12 protein-coding genes and 1 other annotated feature are annotated in these 13,555 nt (G+C 43.6%); of the genes, 2 read left to right on the top strand and 10 right to left on the bottom strand.

Annotated elements, in window-relative coordinates:
- Positions 1-3: 3 nt before the first annotated feature.
- The 3 genes from NSQ99_RS08260 to NSQ99_RS08250 form a co-directional block, all read right to left on the bottom strand.
- Entirely contained in the window at positions 4-537 is a 534-nt protein-coding gene (locus NSQ99_RS08260) for a deoxycytidylate deaminase (protein WP_340836138.1), read from the bottom strand.
- A 98-nt stretch (positions 538-635) separates the two neighbouring features.
- Positions 636-1,931: a homocysteine synthase gene (locus tag NSQ99_RS08255; RefSeq protein ID WP_251670517.1), complete on the bottom strand. Its 1,296-nt coding sequence runs from the start codon at positions 1,929-1,931 to the stop codon at positions 636-638.
- 64 nt (positions 1,932-1,995) lie between these two features.
- On the bottom strand, positions 1,996-2,526 hold the full coding sequence (locus NSQ99_RS08250) for a ComEA family DNA-binding protein (protein WP_340836135.1): 531 nt from the start codon (positions 2,524-2,526) through the stop codon (positions 1,996-1,998).
- A 114-nt stretch (positions 2,527-2,640) separates the two neighbouring features.
- Here NSQ99_RS08250 and comER point away from each other — a divergent pair, with 114 nt between their 5' ends.
- Entirely contained in the window at positions 2,641-3,480 is an 840-nt protein-coding gene (comER, locus tag NSQ99_RS08245; protein ID WP_340836133.1) for a late competence protein ComER, read from the top strand.
- Between the two features lie 49 nt (positions 3,481-3,529).
- On the opposite strand, the gene leuS is transcribed toward comER, so the two are convergent.
- From leuS to NSQ99_RS08230, 3 genes are all read right to left on the bottom strand, one after another.
- Positions 3,530-5,971 (bottom strand): leucine--tRNA ligase, encoded by a 2,442-nt coding sequence (leuS, locus tag NSQ99_RS08240; RefSeq protein ID WP_340836131.1) that lies wholly within the window; start codon positions 5,969-5,971, stop codon positions 3,530-3,532.
- Between the two features lie 52 nt (positions 5,972-6,023).
- Positions 6,024-6,250, bottom strand: a binding site (T-box leader).
- A gap of 47 nt (positions 6,251-6,297) precedes the next feature.
- Complete coding sequence (locus NSQ99_RS08235; protein ID WP_251670508.1) at positions 6,298-6,741, bottom strand: hypothetical protein; 444 nt, start codon at positions 6,739-6,741, stop codon at positions 6,298-6,300.
- Between the two features lie 35 nt (positions 6,742-6,776).
- Positions 6,777-7,091, bottom strand: a complete 315-nt coding sequence (locus NSQ99_RS08230; RefSeq protein ID WP_251670577.1) for a hypothetical protein — start codon at positions 7,089-7,091, stop codon at positions 6,777-6,779.
- Positions 7,092-7,223: 132 nt separating this feature from the next.
- On the opposite strand from NSQ99_RS08230, the gene NSQ99_RS08225 reads away from it, so the two are divergent.
- Positions 7,224-8,636, top strand: coding sequence for a DEAD/DEAH box helicase (locus NSQ99_RS08225; RefSeq protein ID WP_340838764.1), 1,413 nt, complete (start codon positions 7,224-7,226; stop codon positions 8,634-8,636).
- An 86-nt stretch (positions 8,637-8,722) separates the two neighbouring features.
- On the opposite strand, the gene NSQ99_RS08220 is transcribed toward NSQ99_RS08225, so the two are convergent.
- The 4 genes from NSQ99_RS08220 to NSQ99_RS08205 form a co-directional block, all read right to left on the bottom strand.
- Positions 8,723-10,543: a sensor domain-containing diguanylate cyclase gene (locus NSQ99_RS08220; RefSeq protein WP_340836126.1), complete on the bottom strand. Its 1,821-nt coding sequence runs from the start codon at positions 10,541-10,543 to the stop codon at positions 8,723-8,725.
- A gap of 329 nt (positions 10,544-10,872) precedes the next feature.
- Positions 10,873-11,133 carry a hypothetical protein gene (locus NSQ99_RS08215; RefSeq protein ID WP_340836125.1) on the bottom strand — a complete coding sequence of 87 codons (261 nt, stop codon included), beginning with the start codon at positions 11,131-11,133 and terminating at the stop codon, positions 10,873-10,875.
- 113 nt (positions 11,134-11,246) lie between these two features.
- Positions 11,247-11,993, bottom strand: coding sequence for a pseudouridine synthase (locus tag NSQ99_RS08210; RefSeq protein ID WP_340836123.1), 747 nt, complete (start codon positions 11,991-11,993; stop codon positions 11,247-11,249).
- Positions 11,994-13,553 carry an RsmB/NOP family class I SAM-dependent RNA methyltransferase gene (locus tag NSQ99_RS08205; RefSeq protein ID WP_340836122.1) on the bottom strand — a complete coding sequence of 520 codons (1,560 nt, stop codon included), beginning with the start codon at positions 13,551-13,553 and terminating at the stop codon, positions 11,994-11,996. It lies immediately after the preceding gene.
- Positions 13,554-13,555: the final 2 nt, after the last annotated feature.

The following is a 13,555-nucleotide window of genomic DNA, read 5'->3' as shown; positions in this document are numbered from 1 at the left end:
TTGCTATGGTTGAATATCCATCGCCGCATGTGCTGGCGGCTCGTACAAATCTAATGATCTAAAAATAATGCCTACCTGCTCCATTAAATGACGAACCTTTTGGTCGTCTTTCGCATATGGCCGATGAAATACGATTTCTTTCACACCACTATTAGCTAGCATATTCGCACAGGTCCAGCAAGGCTGATCTGTCACATATACTACGGAGCCTTCACGATCAATTCGATCGGTAAACAGCAAAAGGTTTTGCTCGGCATGGATGGTACGGATGCAGCGCTGTTTTTTAACGACCTGTTCCTCACCATGCTCATTATGGACGAGCTCAAATTCCTCAGTGATCATACAGCCTGCTTCTTCACAATCTTCTACTCCCATAGGAGCACCGTTGTACGCGGTACCAAGCAGTTTCTTACCTTGTACTAGAACCGCTCCAACATGTCTGCGGTGACACCTTGAGCGAGTGGATACCATATATGCAATATCCATAAAATAAGTATCCCAATCCTTACGAGCATGCTCTCGTTGCTTGCTTTGCATGTTGATCTTCCCTTCCTCGCATTTCATGTTAGCAATATTATAATCCCAATACGCGTAGGATTGCAAAGCTTGCGCAGGTGAGACCATATCGATGACAATTAAGCTTGTTGGCTGCTTGCGATCGCTTGCTCTAGATCTGCAATGATATCGTCAATTCCTTCCGTACCGACAGATAGACGGACCATACCAGGAAGTACGCCGGCAGCGATTTGCTCTGCTTCGCCAAGCTGCTGATGTGTAGTGCTCGCAGGGTGAATGATAAGTGACTTGGAGTCTCCAACATTCGCCAGATGAGAGAATAGCTTTACTGCATTAATGAGCTTTTTACCTGCCTCTACGCCGCCCTTGATGCCGAAGGTCATGATTGCACCTTGTCCTTCTGGTAAATACTTCTGAGCTAGATCGTAGGACGGGTGGCTCTCCAAGCCTGGATAGTTGACCCATTCAACCGCATCATGTGCCTCTAGGTATTTTGCAACCGCAAGTGCATTTTCGCTATGTCTTTCCATACGTAGATGAAGCGTTTCCAGTCCTTGCAGCAATAAAAACGCATTGAAAGGCGATAAAGCAGCACCCATATCACGAAGAAGCTGCACGCGTGCTTTAATAATATATGCAATCGGTCCTACAGCCTGTGTAAAGACAACACCATGGTAGCTTGGATCTGGTTCAGTTAAGCCTGGGAATTTGTTGCTCGCAGCCCAATCGAACTTACCACTATCAACGATTACACCACCAATGGATGTACCATGACCACCGATAAACTTCGTCGCTGAATGAACAACAATATCAGCTCCATGCTCGATAGGACGGCACAGGTATGGACTTGGGAATGTATTGTCGACAATAAAAGGAATGCCATGCTCATGAGCAATCGCAGCAACCGCTTCGATATCAATAATATCTCCCTTAGGATTTCCGATCGTCTCAGCAAATACCGCTTTCGTTTTTTCATTAATAAGCTCGCGGAAATTGTTTGGATCAGATGGATCAGCGAATCGAACAGTAATGCCTAGCTTTTTGAACGTATGGGCGAATAAATTGTATGTACCGCCATATAAGCTAGTAGCAGAAACTATCTCATCACCTGATTCCGCAATATTAAGGATTGCGTATGTAATCGCAGCTTGTCCAGATGCAACTGCTAATGCTGCCGCTCCACCCTCCATTTGCGCCACACGATTTTCTAGAACATCCGTTGTCGGATTCATAATACGGGTATAAATATTACCAAACTCTGCTAATCCGAATAGATTAGCTGCATGATCTGTATCTTTAAAGCCATAGGATGTTGTTTGGTAAATAGGAACTGCACGAGACATCGTAGTTGGATCGATGCTTTGACCTCCGTGAATAGATAATGTTTCTAGAGAAAGCTTTTTTTCCTCAGACATAAAACATTCCTCCTAAAGTGGTAATATATCCTATTTATCATGACTCCTTACCATTATGAACCAACTATGGATTTGCTACAATACTTTCTTTAATCCCTGCATAAAGTTTTTCACCAATACCCTTCACTCGCTTTATATCCTCGATAGAATGGAAGCTTCCCTTATGCTCTCGGTCATCGATGATCGCTTTAGCTTTAGACGGACCAATCCCTTTCAGCTGCTGCAATTGTTCTGCTGTTGCACGGTTGATATCTATTTTCCCGGCATCATCTTCCGCCATGACCGCAATAGTTGACTCTATCTTCTCTTCGTTCAGTGAATCTGCAGCTTCCGTGACGCTCACACTACTACTATCCAGCTCTGATTCTGTACCTGAATTTATTTCGGGAGCTGCAGCTGTTATATCTGTCGCTTGCTCATCTATAGCAGCTACCTGCTGCTCTTGCCAGTATTGCTGCAGAAGCTCATCAACAGCAATTTCTTCCCCAACGGCATCGCCGCGAAGCTGGAGACATAAGGCAATAATCACGCATAGAAAGCCTGTGCATAAAATACCAATTAGGATGTAACGCATCCGATCTTTCTCGTTGTTCATAGATAACATAAGAGCTCACCTCTTTCTGTATATTTCTGACATAACAAACAAGCGGTATCGAATACGATAGGATGAATAGAGCTTTCACACTTTCATAAATAGGAGGGGAACGTGATGAATATTGGATTTATCGGAGCAGGAAGTATGGGGAGCCTATTAATAGAAGCTTTTATAATAGCTGAGGCTGTGGAGCCGAACCAGATAAGTGTGAGCAATCGAACGTATTCCAAGGTTGAGCAGCTCGCATGCAAATTTCCTGGCCTGCAGGCTAAGCAAACCAATACAGCTGTCGTACAGCATGCAGATATTGTTTTTTTATGTATCAAGCCTCATGAGTTTGCTCATGTCATCTCGGAAATCAAACCATTCGTAAGAGATGAACAGCTCATTGTATCAATTACGAGCCCTGTGCAGCTGTCACATTTGGAACAGGAGCTAAACTGTCATATTGCTAAAATAATCCCAAGTATAACGAACAAAATGTGGAGCGGAGCAACACTTTGTATATATAGCGAACAAATCGATGAGGCACATCAAACGATGCTGGAGCAGCTGCTTGCCTATATTAGCGAGCCTATCCGTATTGAAGAAAGCTATACAAGAATCGTTTCAGATATATCTAGCTGTGGGCCAGCGTTTATGTCGTTCTTTCTGCAGCAATTTGTTGATGCAGCCGTTGAGGAAACTGGAATCTCACGCGATGCAGCGATGATGATTGCGAGCAATATGATGCTCGGTACTGGCTTATTGCTTACTGAAGGTGGGATGACACCAGAAGAGGTTCAACGAAGAGTTGCAGTACCTGGAGGTATAACAGCAAAAGCTTTAGCAATGCTCAAAAAAGACTCTACAGGCTTATTCAATAGCCTGATTCGCACAACCCATGCCAAGTATTTTGAAGATGTTGAGGTTGTTAGTGCTCAATTTAAGAAAGAAGAGGTACGCGAGCAATAGCTGTGCTTCAGCTATGCCCGCTACCTCTCTTATCTCTTACTATCGTTGATTAGTTAGCTACAATATTTACAAGCTTACCTTTTACGGCAATAACTTTTCGAACAGTTTTTCCTTGAATAAGCTCTGCAACCTTAGGCAGCTGCTTCGCTTGTTCTTCCATGCCTGCTTCATCTAAGTCTGCAGCAATCGATAAACGCTCTACTATTTTACCATTTACTTGAACGACAATTTCCACTTGCTGATCTACAGTCCAAGCTTCATCAAACGTAGGCCATGATTGATACGTAATCGTACCTGAATGTCCAAGCAGCTCCCATAGTTCTTCAGCTAAATGAGGTGCGAATGGCGCAATCATTTTAACGAAGTCTTCCATCGCTTTGCGAGGCAGCACATCAGCTTTATACGCTTCATTAACAAAGATCATCATTTGGCTGATCGCTGTATTAAATCGTAGATGCTCTACATCGTCCGTAATTTTCTTAATCGAACGGTGCCATGTACGCATAAAGGCTTCGCTAGCTTGCTCTGTATCGGAAATACGTGGGTTAAGCGCACCAGATTCTGTTACGAATAGTCTCCAGATCCGACCTAGGAAACGATAGGAGCCTTCTACCCCGTTCGTGTTCCATGGCTTCGTCGCTTCAAGCGGTCCCATAAACATTTCGTAAATGCGCAGTGTATCTGCACCATACTCGTTTACGATATCGTCAGGATTAATAACATTGCCACGCGATTTAGACATTTTTTCGTTGTTCGTACCTAGAATCATTCCTTGGTTAACAAGCTTTTGGAATGGTTCTTTTGTATTTACAACGCCAATATCATAAAGTACTTTATGCCAGAAGCGAGCATATAACAGATGCAGCACCGCATGCTCAGCACCACCGATATATAGATCAACTGGTAGCCATTCTGCTTGTTTCTCAGGTGAGCAAATCTGCTCTGTATTTTTTGGATCGATAAAGCGCAGATAATACCAGCAGCTTCCCGCCCATTGCGGCATCGTATTCGTCTCGCGACGCGCCTTCATACCTGTCTCTGGATCAATGGTGTTCACCCAGTCCTCGACATTAGCAAGCGGTGACTCACCTGTGCCTGAAGGCTGAATCGCATCCACATCAGGAAGCAATAATGGAAGCTGATCCTCCGGAACAGTTTTCATTGTGCCGTCCTCAAGATGTAGAATTGGAATTGGCTCTCCCCAATAACGTTGACGTGAAAACAGCCAATCTCTCAAGCGATATGTAACCTTCGCTTTTCCTTTGCCTGTTTCCTCTAGATGCTTAATCATCGCAGCGATAGCATCTTCATTGTTAAGACCGTTCAAAAACTCAGAGTTGACATGAGCTCCATCGCCTGTGTAGGCTTCCTTAGAAATGTCTCCACCAGAAACGACCTCTATAATTGGCAGCTCAAATTGCGTAGCAAACTCATAGTCACGGGAATCGTGACCAGGTACAGCCATAATCGCACCAGTGCCGTAGCCTGCTAATACATAATCAGCAATCCAGATCGGAAGCTTAGCTCCGTTAACTGGGTTAATCGCATATGCACCAGTAAAGACACCTGTTTTTTCCTTCGCAAGATCCGTACGTTCAAGATCAGACTTACGAGCTGCTGTCTCTTGATATGCTTCTACAACAGCTTTTTGCTCTTCTGTTGTAATTTGCGCTACTAGGCTATGCTCAGGCGCTAGTACGCAATAAGTTGCTCCAAATAGAGTATCCGGACGTGTCGTAAATACGACAAGCGACTCATCATGACCATCAATAGAGAATGTTACTTCTGCACCGGTAGATTTGCCGATCCAGTTGCGCTGCATGTCTTTAATGCTTTCTGACCAATCAAGCTCCTCTAGGTCTTCTAGCAAGCGCTCTGCATATTCCGTAATTTTCAGTACCCACTGACGCATTGGTTTGCGAATAACGGGGTGACCACCACGCTCACTCAGGCCATCGATAACTTCTTCATTAGCAAGCACGGTACCAAGCGCTGGACACCAGTTAACAGGCACCTCATCAACATACGCTAAGCCTCTGTTATAAAGCTGAATAAAAATCCACTGCGTCCATTTATAATATTCTGGATCTGTCGTGCTAATTTCACGATCCCAGTCGTAAGAGAAGCCGAGTGACTTAATCTGACGACGGAAATTATCAATGTTAACAAATGTAATATCTCTTGGATGCTGACCTGTATTCAGCGCATGCTGCTCCGCAGGTAGACCGAAGGCATCCCAGCCCATCGGATGGAGAACATTATAGCCTTGCATACGTTTGTAGCGCGAGACGATATCTGTTGCGGTATAACCCTCTGGATGTCCGACATGCAAGCCAGCGCCAGATGGATAAGGAAACATATCAAGCGCGTAAAACTTCGGCTTATTTTTGTCCTCGCCTGTTTTAAATGTTTTGTTCTCATCCCAATACTTTTGCCATTTTGGTTCAATCGATAATGGACTGTAGCCATGTCTTGATTGCTCTTGACTCATTGATACTCCTCCTTTAATGTACACAAAAAAACCTCTCTCCCCGCGGATTAACGCTAGGGACGAGAGGATTGCTCACGTGGTACCACCCTAGTTAACAGCCGTATGCTATACGAGCTGTTCACTTTATTGTCTTTATCGCAGACATACGGTGTATTTACCATAATTGGTGTTCATACACTGCTCCAAGGCGAGTTCCGCTCGTTCAAGCACCGGCTTTCACCAACCGCCGGTTCTCTGAAGCTTGAGATCGATCATACTATTCCTCTTCGTTGCATTACTGTTTACATTTATAATTGATTATATTAATCCTGCAAAGCAGTGTCAAGTCAAGAGACATGAGGTGCCTCCTCAGTTGTATCGGGCAAATCCTGCTGCTTACTCGGAGGATAACTTGAAAGGTAGCTGTTAAGTGCAAGACCAAGCAATATTAAATGAATGAGCACACCACTTACTGCTTCTCCCCCCTGCATAAACAGTGCCATAAACCATAGGCTTACAATCGGCAGCTGAAGCACGAATACGACGGCCACCACGATTTCCAGCTGCTTGTCGATCATTTTAACGTTGGTAAACTTTCTAGCTGGAATGGACAGCGCCAGAAGCACGCCCAGTGCTAACAGCACGTACCCCCATACTTGCAGGCTTATATATAACGACCCTTTATTAATTCCAAGAATTTGATAATCGAACCATCTATACCATGTATAATTTATACCGCACACACATGACAGTCCAGCAACTAGAGCTACTTGCCATACTCGGTAGAACATTGGCTGCACCACACTTTCTTCATTGTTTCGTAGTTTTATTGACGTTGCTTATGTAGTCCAAAACGTACAATATGATCATGAAGACCAAGTTGCTGCAAAACCTTATATTGATAAGGGCCGAGTAAATCAAAATGCGGATATTTATCTCTATAATGAATATATTGAGGATCTAAATGATGCTCGATGCACCATGAAGCAAGCTTATTGACATCACGACAGCCAACTTTCGTAACGGTTCGGCTGTTTGGGAAGCGTGCATCTCGCCAATAATGAGTTAAAAAAGCGATTTCGCCTTGGTCGATTGCTGCTTTCCAAGCTTCTAATTCAGCTCGCGTGATACCGAATGCGATAAGAAACACCTCCATTTTGCTGAGTGAAAAAATAACACAGATACTTTAGCATAACATATGAAAGCAAATGATGCACTCATTGGTTACAACTGGTATACTAATACAGATGAAAAGAAATGAGGACATATCGTGATGACAAACAAATTTATTCAATTAGGAGTAACCGAGCAGCTTGCTACCCAACTGCAGCTACATGGAATCTCCGAGCCTACCCCGATTCAAGCAGAAGCTATACCCGCATTGCTGAACGGAGCAGATCTTATTGCTAAAGCTCAGACAGGTACAGGCAAAACTCTAGCCTTTATCCTACCCATTTTAATGCAGGTACGAACGGACAAAGATCAAGTACAGGCACTAATCTTAACACCGACACGCGAGCTCGCGATTCAAATTACTAGTGAGTTAAAGAAATTAGCTAGCGTAGTTAACGCATCTGTTCTTGCCTGCTATGGTGGACAAGATGTTATTGCGCAGGTTAAGAAGCTTAAAAACGCTCCACAAATCGTCGTTGCAACACCTGGTCGATTATTAGACCATCTTAGACGCGGCAGCATGAGCATTGGAAAGCTAACGCATATGGTGCTAGATGAAGCCGACCAAATGCTCCATATGGGATTTTTGCCTGAAGTCGAATCGATACTTATGCAAACACCTAAAGCAAAGCAATCGATGCTGTTCTCGGCAACGATGCCTGACGCTATCCGCAACCTCGCTGGTTCGCTAATGAACAAGCCGCAATATATTGAGATCAAGTCTCAGCAAGTCACGCTTGATAACATTAAGCAGCGTGTCGTGATGACAACTGACCGAGCAAAGCAAGGTGCGCTTATTCAGCTGCTTCGCACAAACAACCCTTTTTTAGCGGTTATTTTCTGCCGTACGAAGCTGCGTGCTTCAAAGCTAACGGAGGCTTTGCAGGATGAAGGCTTCAATGCTGACGAGCTCCATGGCGACTTGACACAGGCTAAGCGTGAGCAAGTAATGAAACGCTTTAGAGATATGAAGCTTCAGATCCTTGTTGCTACCGATGTTGCTGCACGTGGTCTAGACGTTGAAGGAGTATCCCATGTCTATAACTACGATATGCCGCTAGACGCTGAAAGCTATATTCATCGTATCGGTCGTACTGGACGAGCTGGTCATGCTGGCTATGCGATTACCCTTGCTACCGCTAGAGATGCTAATAAGCTGGAAGCTATTGAACGAAGCATTAAGCAAAGAATTGTCCGACGTGAGCTGGAACAAGACGGGACATCTGTAAGTTCATCCGCAGCAAAATCTCGCATGAACTCTGCTCGTAAGCAGCCTTCGAAAGGTAGACAGGATAGAGCATCTTCATCACCAGCTTCAGCAGATGTGGGCAAACCGAGACCGAAGACAAAGAAAAATAGTCCTTGGGAAATTACACAAGCTGATCTTGATTTGGCCAAGGGTATAAAACCTAGATCAACCAAGAAATCATCTTCGACTCGCTCAAACAACAGCAGTAGATCACGAAATCAAGCAAGCAAGCCAGGTCGATCCGGTGGAAGAGGACGTAGATAAGACCGTAAATCATTAACATCAGGGCAAATTGGACTTACTTGAAGCTGTAAATGATACAGCATTCAGGCTTTCAATCTGCCCTTTCTTCATGTCATTTCATACGATACGGCATAGGCCCGATTTCTTCCTTCCCGCTTCGCACGATAAAGCTGCTGATCCGCTGCATCGATGAGCTCAGTCTCGAAGCGAAATTGCGCCCTATGATCGAGAGTCGCAACACCTAAGCTAATTGTGGCATAGCGTTCATTCTGTCTCCCCTCATGAAGCAGCTTCGCATCCTCCACAGCAGCTCTCATACACTCTGCAATTTTAACGGCTTCTTCCTGCAGCGTATATGGAAGTACTACGACAAATTCCTCTCCACCAAAGCGAGCATATAAGCTGTTTGGCGGTAACTTTTGACTTGTTATATGGACAATTTCCTTAATGAGTTTATCACCCTGTAAATGACCGTAGTAATCGTTATATTTCTTAAATTCATCCAGATCAAGCACAATAACCGATAGAGGTGTCCGTTGATCAAGTGCTTCCTGAAACGCTTGCCGGAAAAATGCATTAAAGCGATGCCGGTTATACAATCCCGTCAAGCTATCAATGGTCGCTTGGTGTGCCAGTTGCTCATTGGCAAGCTTCAGCTCTCTTGTTCTTACATTCACCTGCTCATCCAATGTCGCATTCAATAGCGTTAAACTATTGTTGAGATCCTCTGTTTCTTGGACCTTATTCGCATAGCTTTTACTCATAATAAACACTTGAGCTACAACATAGACGCCTACGGCAAGCAAGGATAGTTTTATAGAATGTATCCAGCCAAGCGACATCATATAATCGTTTAATAAGCCAAGAGCTACAATAATTAGTCCAATCAGATTAGGTGAATCATGAATTTCTAGGTCTTTAAAGCTAATTCGTATGATATAGATGGCATACACTGCGACAAATAACGACAAACAAAAAACATACTGAAACAGCTGCTGAAACATAATGGGCTTAGTTACAATCGTTAATAGCATAATAAGCACCGTTACAGCAAATACGCTCGTTAATACTCGCTTAGAAAACTTGGGATACCATTGAGAGAATAACAGAATGAGCATTAACAGACTTGCCTCAGCAAATAAATACTCTAGCCTTGTTCCCCACTCAAATGAAACGCGTAGCAACGTTAATGTATAAAAGAATGGATCTCCAAAAAAAGCTTGAATCGCATAACTAATGCAAAAAAGTCCAAAAATTAAGAACTTCCTTTCTTGCCTACGAAACCAAGCAAAAAGAATGGTGAAGATTCCCATAATGACAATACAGCCGATGACAAATAGCATCCAAATAACGTTGGTATAGAAATTTTGTCCGACGACTGCAGCATCACCGATATACATCGAATTCTCAAGGCCACCACGCAAATCGTTAAAGCTCGATATCTGTAGCGTCAACAGAATCTCTTCTGTAATTGGAACGAAGTAGCCAAGCATAGGCGACATTTCTGTTCGATGCTCTAAAGCATTCGTGCCGACGGTACTCTTACTAGCTATTTCAACCCGATCCGCGAATAGCTTATAGGCGCTATATTGAAAATGGATGTGAATGGCAAGTGTTCTTCCGATATATTCTTCAGGTATCTTGACCCTCGTTGCATAGGTGCCAAAAGTATCGGAAGCTCCAATCTGTTTTTTAAATGAGCTAGGGATATGTACGGTACTCGTCTGATCTCTTATAATGTAATGATAAACGTCAGTTGGCGAGAGTAGTTTTTCTTCAAAAAAGAACCATTCACCATCTAAATCAGCATAAAATTCATGTTCGAAGCCCGTGCTTAAATTCAATAATGCTGGAATTCGATCTTCATGATCGGGAGCTTCTGCCATACTCAATGGTGTGAATAACGTCAAAATTATAAATAATAACAAAGTAATGGATATTATGAAGCTAATAAGCTTTCGAGGCCATGGAGTCTTTACGATCATTGCGCGCTCACCTCTTTCGCCCACCCCTTTGATTGAATATACAACAGTCTATCATAGTTATCATTGAAGAAAATCTGGAAAATTGTACTTGTAACTCAGGTAAAGCTTAGCGAGAGGCGTTGTAATTTTAATCAATCATTTCTTGTAGTCGCTACATAAATTTTACACCGATATCTGAAAATAACAATATTAAAAACTAGAAACATATTAAAAAAGCCCAATCGAATTCAATAGATTTCGACTGGACTTCTTCAGTGTGCGAGATATGCTCGCTACTTCAGTTGCTGTGCTTTCAGCTGATGGAATGCCTTCCTATGCTTCCTGCGAAACGCAAGCGGTAAGCGCGTATTGACCGCAGACTCAATTCGCTCAGCTGAGGCGTTACTGCAGCGCTTGCATACACTCAGCTGCGTGCCATCAGCTTTTTTACAAGTTTCGAGCAGCTTGGTACGTGTCGCCAAACAGATGGGGCATGTACCGCGAGATCTTGAAGGCTGCTTGTACAATGATTTACCTCGGTTATTTTTGGCCATAATATACCTCCGCATTTAAGGTGCATTCACTAGAATTACATACCTCTACTATTATTAATGCGGCAGATTAGATATTTATGACTCTATGATCGCGATCACTGAAATTTAGATTATCACTTTGCACGATGCTGCTTAAGCAGCTCGACTTCTTCATCAGTTAGCTCACGATAGTGACCAAGCGCTAATGCTGGGTCAAGCTCAAGCGATCCCATCGATATGCGATTAAGCGTTAGCACCTTCTTGCCAACGCTCTGAAACATGCGTTTGACCTGATGGAATTTCCCTTCTGTTATCGTTAGTCTTATCCAGCTGATTACATCGTCCTCACGCTCTTCATGTGATAGAATAGTTAGCTTAGCCGGTCGAGTAACGTAGCCATCATCCAACGTAACGCCTTGCTCAAAAGCAAGCTGATCCTCCACCGTTACCTTTCCTAGAACACAAGCCTCATACGTTTTATCTACATGCTTTTTCGGGGATAACAGCTCATGTGCCAGCTGTCCATCATTCGTAAGCAGCAACAGCCCTGTCGTATCTTTATCAAGACGACCAACAGGAAATGGCTTTAACAGCACATCTTCTGGATCAAGCAAATCAATGACCGTACGTTCACGTCCATCCTCCGTAGCTGAAATAACTCCTTGGGGCTTATTCAGCATAATATAAATGACCGAACGATAGCTAACAATCTCACCATCAAAGGCAACGATGTCAACTGCTGGATTAACGATGATCCCGCTATCCTTTATTTTCTGTTCATTGACAAGTACTCTCCCCTGCTTTACTGCCTTCTTAATCTCACTTCGTGTACCGTACCCTGCATGTGCGAGCAGTTTATCCACCCGAAGCTTCTCACTCAATTACATCATCCTCCAACCTGCTGGAAGCTCATTTTTTATCATGCCATCCATGTACTTTCCGAATCCGACTGGAAATCGATTTACGCAAACCAACACAAAGCCATTGCATTTCAGTTCTCCATTAATCTGCAGCTGCTCTTCCTTAACAAATATCGTTTCACCTCTTAGATATCGCAGCAGCAGCTCACTATCAGGGGAGAGTGAAAGCACACGTGTCGCCTCTTCTGGTCGAATACCCATTGCAAGTGGATGATAGGGAAGGAATTTATTATTTTTAATCTCTCCGATCATCCAGCCTGCACGCGCAACCTTTAAGCCGTCAAGATTAGGCAGCTCGTAGGGCTGTACAAAAACTCTATCACCTATTAATACCGCTCGCATGGGCTCATACCCTGTAAGCAGCACATTATCCTGCTGAAACTGCTGCCATAGCATTTGCAAATTTATCTCTGTAGTTTTTGAGTTTTTTGACTGTTGTTTTTGTACCGCTTGCTTAGCTTTAGGTTTCGATTGATAACGATTGTGCTCATTGTTGTGAAAAGGCTCAGGCCAAGCAATACGAAGCTCGCTCAATTCCTGATCTGCTTGCTGAGGTGGGATATATGGTTCCCCTTGTTTCCTCAACACGGCTACAAAATGCCCTTCCCCCTTCATATGGTGAGGCCATAAACGAATTGTCCCTGCAATGCTTTGCAGCTGCTCCTCGTCAAGCATTGCTTTTGTCTCTGCTGACACCCATTGTGGCTTACCGCTGGTCCATCCATATTTCGGCTCAATTGGAACGATACTAAATTCAGGATGCTGTGCAATGAATTGTGCAATTTGCTCTTCGTTCTCTTCTGGCGAGAACGTACAGGTTGAGTATACCATACGTCCACCTGGTGCAAGCATTAAAGCAAGCTCTTCTAGTATTTCACGTTGCATATTAGAGCAACGTTCAACAGAATAGGAGTTCCACTCCTCAATCATTGCAGGCTGCTTTCTAAACATACCTTCACCTGAGCATGGTGCATCAACGAGAATTCGATCGAACCAGCCGATAAATCGTTTAGCGATATTGGCGGGATGCTCATTTAGCACAACTGCGTTACGAACCCCTGCTAGCTCAAGATTTTTAATTAACGGCTTCAAACGCTCTGTCGCAATGTCATTACTCACTAATGTACCTTGCTGCTGAAGCTTGGATGCGATCTGTGTTGATTTACCGCCTGGAGCGGCACACAAATCTAGCACTCTATGACCTGGCTGAACATCAAGCAGCTCTACAGGAACCATTGCACTTGGCTCTTGAATGTAATATAAGCCTGCATGGTAATATGGATGCTTCCCTGGGCGTATATCTTCATTGTAGTAATAGGCACTCTCACACCAAGGAATCTGAGCTTGGTAGGTTTGCGTATCCTCTGGTAACGATCCCCATTCCGAGACTTTAATTTTCAGTTCATTTAGTCGTAATCCGTAATAGCGATGCTCATTATAGGAAGCTATAAACTGCTCATATTCTTCACCGAGCAGCAGCTTCATTTTTTGAACAAACATGTCTGGCAGATCTATCTTCATGC

This window comes from Paenibacillus sp. FSL W7-1287 (assembly GCF_038004245.1).
Lineage (GTDB): Bacteria > Bacillota > Bacilli > Paenibacillales > Paenibacillaceae > Pristimantibacillus > Pristimantibacillus camelliae.
This window is presented reverse-complemented; position numbering and strand designations above follow the sequence as displayed.